This is a genomic window from Geothrix rubra (assembly GCF_030268065.1).
GTDB lineage: Bacteria > Acidobacteriota > Holophagae > Holophagales > Holophagaceae > Geothrix > Geothrix rubra.
The window spans coordinates 545147-551522 of sequence record NZ_BSDD01000003.1 but is presented as its reverse complement, the minus strand read 5'-3'; the positions used below and the strand labels follow the sequence as shown (position 1 = coordinate 551522).

Sequence of the window (6376 nt, the reverse complement as noted above, 5' to 3'; positions counted from 1 at the left end):
GGCATCTGCTCGGGATGAGATTCGACTGCCTCGAACTTCGGTGCATTAGTCTCAGGAGCCTGGCAACCGATGATTGGGAATACTGTAAGAACGAGGAGTATGGTGAGCCTATTCATGGCTGCCTAACGAACGAAGCTAACCGGCCCAACCGCAGCCGGACGAAGGGTGGAGGACGGAAATCTGAATGAACGGAGGAGAGCGGAAGGCACGGGCGGTTGGGTCCGAGTTGAGCGCGAGGTTAGGCAGGCGATGGGGTTGAAGCCAACCCGAGCTGCGGAATGCCGGGTTTCGCGGGGCCAGCGATCGAGTGGTACGACCAGGGCGCCGAGTCGAAAGCTGAAAGACCGGAGTTGGTGCGCGAGCCACGATGGCCGAGCCGCCGAAGGCCAGCACCAGGCAGAACGCGAGGCCATGGGCCGGAGGGCCGTGCCATGAGCACCAACGCCATTCCGTGAAAGCCAAAGATCGGAGAGGCAGAGTGGAATCAGCGTACCAGATTGACCAGAAGGCCGGGATTTGCGGCCTGCCTAACGAAGGAAGCTAACCGGCCCCGCCTGCACCGAGGCGCTGAACGGAGCCGAGGAAGCAGGGGGAAGAGAAAGAGCGAAAGGCAATGCAGGCGGGGTCCGAGTTGAGCTAAGGGTTAGGCCGACCGGGTTCATTGAGGGGATTTCAATAGCTTGGTTGCACGCTCTACACGCGCTCTATCGATCGGATTCTGGGATTCCTGGAATGGCAACCATTTAAGCTGAGGGTCCTCAATTGTGTTCGATTTGGCGATTCTGCCGTCAGAAAAGTACCAGATCTCGCGCTTCAATGCCCATTCGAACCCATTGCGAGAACGCCTGAAGTAATAAGTTGTGAGCCCATGTTTGCCGTCAGTGAAGATCGTTTTGGACTGAAATGAAACGATCTGCATTCCCGAGATTGAAACGGGTTTTGGCTCCACATCCTCGAGGACTTTCACTCGATTTGTATCAGTGAGCACACGCCAATCTTCCGCCTTAATCGGTGCGGCGAGGAGTGCCAGAAGAAGGAGCCGTTTCATTGGAGGCCTAACGAATGAAGCTAACCGGCCCCGCCTGCACCGAAGCGCTAAACGGAGCCGAGGAAGCGGGAAGTTGAGAGAGAGCGGGTGGCAATGCAGGCGGGGTCCGAGTTGAGCGGAGGGTTAGGCCTGGTCGGGCATGAAATCAGAGAGTTCATGATTTCGCCTTTTTGAGTTACATGAAAGGCAACATGTAGCCAAATTTTCAAAGGAGTTGTCTCCACCTTTTGAAACGGGTATCAGGTGGTCCAGGGTGGCATCAAAGCGTGTGAGCTGTTTGCCACACTTATAGCATTTATAACCGTCACGCTCAAATACCCTGATTCGATTGGATTTTACATTGTAGAAATCCAGGCGTTTTCTTTCATCGACAGGATCTGAGATTTCGATCGGTGTCAGTTGGGCCTTTTTCATTGCCTCGATGCATGACGAAATCTCTTCAGGGAGGTTGATGCGATAGGGCGTTCCATCGCGCCTTGGCTCACCTGCTTTCGATATTGCGCCTTTCTGCTCAAGTGCTGCCAGCACAACCGAGACTTGGCTGGTTGGCACAGATAGAGTCTGTGTTGACCTAGAGGGTAGAACTACACCAGTAGCAAACTTATAAGTCGAAAAGACACCAAATTGAGTGTGGTTTTCAATTACACATTTTGAAAACATATGCCAATAGAACGCGGCCTCATATGGCGTTAATATTGGTTGTAAATATGTTGCGATCTCTTGAACAATTGATGGAAGTTCAAAAAATGAATCGAATGATTCCCAGGTTTGGGAATCACCCGTGGCCTCATGGGATTCGACCTCATCAGCCAAAGCTCTGAGTTTTTCGGCGATTTGGCGCATGTGGACCTCGGATGGTAGGGCCTAACGAACGAAGCTAACCGGCCCGGCCTGCAGCGAGGCGCAGAGCGGAGCCGAGGAAGCGGGTGGATGAGAGAGAGCGAATGACAAAGCAGGCTGGGTCCGAGTTGAGCGCCAGGTTAGGCCGAACGCCGACCGCCGGATGAACCGAGCCCATGAGACNGATCTACCGGCCCAAGCGCTGAGAATGGGAAAGAGCGGACGAACGAAAAACCAGGGTCAGCGGGAAGTGACGGAGATGGAATGACCAACTCTAGCGCGACGGGACCTCGGGGAAGTCATACCAGAAGCGGATTTGGCCGAGCCCGCCCACGTCGGCCTAACGAAAGAAGCTAACCGGCCCCGCCTGCGCCGAGGCGATGAGCGGAGCCGAGGAAGCGGGACGAAGAGAAAGAGCGGAAGACAATACAGGCGGGGTCCGAGTTGAGCGGAGGGTTAGGGCGATGTTTGATTGTGGCGTTCGAAATAGCGTAAGAAGTATTTGGTAAAAATAAATCGACATACCGAAAAGCTAATAAGAATTGTTATTATGAAGGACCATGGCGGTTCAGGTGATGTAGGATGGAGAAGTTTGAGATATAAATACATGATAAGAGCAGTACAGATGATGGATAAAATCAAAGAGTACATTATGGTGTCTTTAGCTGATTCTTGAGTAATGCCAGAAAGATTTAATAGGTTTTTGTTTTTCAAATCATAAAATGGATTAGAAAAAATGGTTTTCCAGATGAATTTTCGCTGATTGGCTTCGCGTAAATGTGGGGGGATGGTCAGGGGGTTCATGTGAGCCCTAACGAACCAGGCTAACCGGCACCGCCTGCGCCGAGACGCTGAACGAAGCCGAGGAAGCAGGGAGTTGAAAGAGAGCGGAAGACAATGCAGGCGGGGTCCGAGTTGAGCCGAGGGTTAGGCTGTGAACGCTACCCAAGACCAGCCCCAACCACTTGAAGAACCTTAGAAGTTTGACCACGTGTGATCGTCATTGTGCCGTGAAATGACATTGTTTCTTTGCCGATTTGATCGAGGGTCATTTCAATGCGAACCTTCAATTCATGATCGGAATAGGTTTCAACCCACTGGTCGCCTGGAGAATCATCACCAATCTTCAGCTTCTTCTTGGACGAATTTGATACCAGTTTGAGGCGATGAAGGCTGCCGTTCAGTCGGATACCCATATCAGAACTATCATCGAGTGTTCCAAAGAAGCATTCGTTCCGAAGCGCGGTTGACTTGGTGAGGTAGTAGAAGAATCCACCGCTCGTATTCAACTCGTTTTCCTTGAGGATCTCGGGAGCAATTTCAGACACATCCGTATGAGTGCCTTGGCTCATGAGCACAGTCGAGATAGGTGCAAGCAAAAGCAGCGGGAGGACTGATCGGAAGAGGGGCTTCATGGAGAGCCTAACGAACGAAGCTAACCGGCCCGGCCTGCAGCGAGGCGCAGAGCGGAGCCGAGGAAGCGGGTGGATGAGAGAGAGCGAATGACAAAGCAGGCTGGGTCCGAGTTGAGCGCCAGGTTAGGCCGAACGCCGACCGCCGGATGAACCGAGCCCATGAGACGGGCACGTTAGGCGGAGGTGGGCGGGTAAGGCCACCATGCCGGATCTACCGGCCCAAGCGCTGAGAATGGGAAAGAGCGGACGAACGAAAAACCAGGGTCAGCGGGAAGTGACGGAGATGGAATGACCAACTCTAGCGCGACGGGACCTCGGGGAAGTCATACCAGAAGCGGATTTGGCCGAGCCCGCCCACGTCGGCCTAACAAGAATTGGACGGCGAGTACGGAGGTGTTCGTAGTTCGCCTAGTCGGGGGAGTGGGGTGGTGTTGGGGGGGTGGGGTGGTTCGGGGTTGGAGGTGGATAGGCGAACTGAGGCGGGGGGTTGACGGGCGAAAAAAAGGCGATAACCTCAGTCTACCCCTGCTTGTTTTGCTGGAAGTTCGTTGCTGATCTTAGCGTGATGGGCGAACTGGGGGGATCGGAGCGTTCGCCATGGGGGACGGGATTAGGCAGACCGGTGGCGGACGGATCGTGGGGGCTGAAGGGCAGCCGCCCCGGCTCCTTGATCAGCTCCGGGAACAGCTGCGGGTGCGGCACTACAGCCTGCGGACGGAGGACGCTTATGTGGACTGGGTCCGGCGGTTCATCCTCTTCCAGGGCAAGCGGCATCCGCGGGACCTGGGGGCTCCCGAGGTCCAGGCCTTCCTGAGCCACCTGGCGGTGGACCGCCGGGTGGCGCCCTCCACCCAGAACCAGGCGAAGGCGGCGCTGCTGTTCCTCTACCAGCACGTCCTGGAGGCGGACCTGCCCTGGCTGTCCGAGATCGTCCAGGCCCGGCGGCAGCCGAGGCTGCCCGTGGTGCTGACGCCGGGCGAGGTGCGGACCCTCTTCGACCAGATGGAGGGCGGCATGGGGCTGGTGGCCCGGGTGCTCTACGGGACGGGGCTGCGGCTGATGGAAGGGCTGCGCCTGCGGGTGAAGGACCTGGAGTTCGAGCGGCGGGAGATCGTGGTGCGGGAGGGCAAGGGCGGCCGGGACCGGGTCACCATGCTGCCCGACAGCCTGGTGGGGCCCCTGCGCGCGCACCTGGAGCGGGTGCGGGCCCTGCATGAGGGGGACCTCCGGGAGGGCTTCGGCGAGGTCTGGCTGCCGGACGCCCTGGCGGCGAAGGCTCCGTCGGCCGCCCGGGCCTGGGGGTGGCAATGGGTCTTCCCCTCGGCCCTGCGCTCGGTGGATCCCCGCTCCGGCCTCACCCGGCGCCACCACCTCCAGCCGGAGAGCGTGCAGAAGGCCATCCGCCTGGCCGCCCGGGCCGGGGAGCTCGTCAAGCCGGTGACGCCCCATGTCCTGCGCCACAGTTTCGCGACGCACCTGCTGGCCACGGGCCACGACATCCGCACCGTCCAGGAGCTGCTGGGCCACAAGGACGTGGCGACGACGATGATCTACACCCATGTGCTGAACCGGGGCGGACGGGGGGTGCCGAGTCCCCTGGACGGGCTTTGATTCCCCCGGCGTCCACGGCGGGGCCGGGCGTCTCCCGGGCTCCGTGCCGAGAGGGAAGGCCTGGGAATGGGGACCGGCACCTCCGCTGAGGACGGTCCTCCGCATCTCGACCCCGGTGGGCCGGCATCCTCCCCGCCCTTGAGCCGGGCGGCCGGCGTAGGATCCTCCCATGCACGTGTCGGACCGGACGTTCCGCAGGCTGGTGGAGGAGGCGCTGGCGCTGGTGCCGGCGGAGTTCCGGCCGCACCTGGCGGGGGTGCCGGTGGTGGTCGAGGACTGGGCGCCGGACGCGCTGCTGGACGAGCTGGGGGTGCCGGAGGACGAGACGCTCTACGGGCTGTACTCGGGCCGCCCCCTGACGGAGGGCGGGCCGCAGACCGGCGACCTGCCGCCCCGGATCACGCTCTACAAGGGTCCCCTGCTGGAGGACTGCCACGACGAGACCGAGCTGCGGGAGGAGATCGCCACCACCGTCATCCACGAGATCGCGCACCACTTCGGCATCGGCGAGGACCGGCTGGAGGAGCTGGGCTGGGGCTAGGGCGTGGGCTCGGTGGCGGGGGCGAACTGGCGGGTGAGGTCGTCCAGGCAGCGGTCCTTCTCGGCCCAGAGCTCCTGCACCCAGGCCTGGACGCGGGCGCGGAAGGCGGGATCGCCCTCGTAGTCGCCGCCCAGCAGGTCCTTCGGGATCTCCAGCTCCCGGACGCGCACCACCACCTCGCGCACCTTGCCGGAGAGCAGGTCCCAGAAGGTGGGCACGCCCTGGGGGTAGTGGATGGTGACGTCGAGCATGGCGTCGAAGCGCTCGCCCATGGCGCCGAGGGCCGTGGCGAGGCCGCCGATCCGGGGCTTCAGGAGGTGGCAGTAGGGCGAGCCCTGGGCGGCCTGCTTGGCGCGGGTGAACCGGGTGCCCTCCAGGAAGTTGATGACGGAGGTGGGGATCTGCTTGAAGCGCTCGCAGGCCTTGCGGGTGGTGGCCAGGTCCAGGCCCCGGCCCTTCCCTCCGCCCTTGCGGCGCACGAAGGGGAAGTCCAGCGCCCACCAGGCGAGGCCCATGACGGGCACGTAGGCCAGTTCGCGCTTGAGGAAGAACTTCAGGAAGGGCACGCGGCGGTGGAAGACCTTCTGGAGCACGAGGATGTCCACCCAGCTCTGGTGGTTGGCGTTGACGAGGTACCAGCCGCGGCGGCGCAGGCCCTCCACGCCGCGGACATCCCAGCGGGTGCGCTGCACCAGGGCCATCCACCAGCCGTTGACGGCGATCCAGGCCTCGGCCAGGGCGTTGAGGACGCGGTCCGTGCCGCGCCGCACGGCCCCCCGGGGGATGGCCAGCTTCAGGAGGGCCACGGGGATCATGCTGGAGAAGATGGCCAGGACGTTGGCCACCAGGACCGACCCGGCGAGGCTGGCCTTGAGGGTGGAACCGAGGCGCTGGAACAAGGCGGCGATCTCCACACCCAGG

The 6376-nt window shown here is 60.9% G+C and carries 5 protein-coding genes; 2 read left to right on the top strand and 3 right to left on the bottom strand.

What is annotated here, in order from left to right; all coding sequences use genetic code 11:
- Positions 1 to 1171: 1171 nt before the first annotated feature.
- Positions 1172 to 1891 carry an HNH endonuclease gene (locus QSJ33_RS10535; protein WP_285725802.1) on the bottom strand — a complete coding sequence of 240 codons (720 nt, stop codon included), beginning with the start codon at positions 1889 to 1891 and terminating at the stop codon, positions 1172 to 1174.
- 938 nt (positions 1892 to 2829) lie between these two features.
- Positions 2830 to 3303, bottom strand: coding sequence for a hypothetical protein (locus QSJ33_RS10530; RefSeq protein WP_285725796.1), 474 nt, complete (start codon positions 3301 to 3303; stop codon positions 2830 to 2832).
- Positions 3304 to 3900: 597 nt separating this feature from the next.
- Here QSJ33_RS10530 and QSJ33_RS10525 point away from each other — a divergent pair.
- Positions 3901 to 4914 (top strand): integron integrase, encoded by a 1014-nt coding sequence (locus QSJ33_RS10525; RefSeq protein ID WP_420801388.1) that lies wholly within the window; start codon positions 3901 to 3903, stop codon positions 4912 to 4914.
- 169 nt (positions 4915 to 5083) lie between these two features.
- Complete coding sequence (locus QSJ33_RS10520) at positions 5084 to 5455, top strand: metallopeptidase family protein (RefSeq protein ID WP_285725779.1); 372 nt, start codon at positions 5084 to 5086, stop codon at positions 5453 to 5455.
- On the opposite strand, the gene QSJ33_RS10515 is transcribed toward QSJ33_RS10520, so the two are convergent.
- Entirely contained in the window at positions 5452 to 6354 is a 903-nt protein-coding gene (locus QSJ33_RS10515; RefSeq protein ID WP_285725770.1) for an acyltransferase, read from the bottom strand. The genes QSJ33_RS10520 and QSJ33_RS10515 overlap by 4 nt on opposite strands.
- Positions 6355 to 6376: the final 22 nt, after the last annotated feature.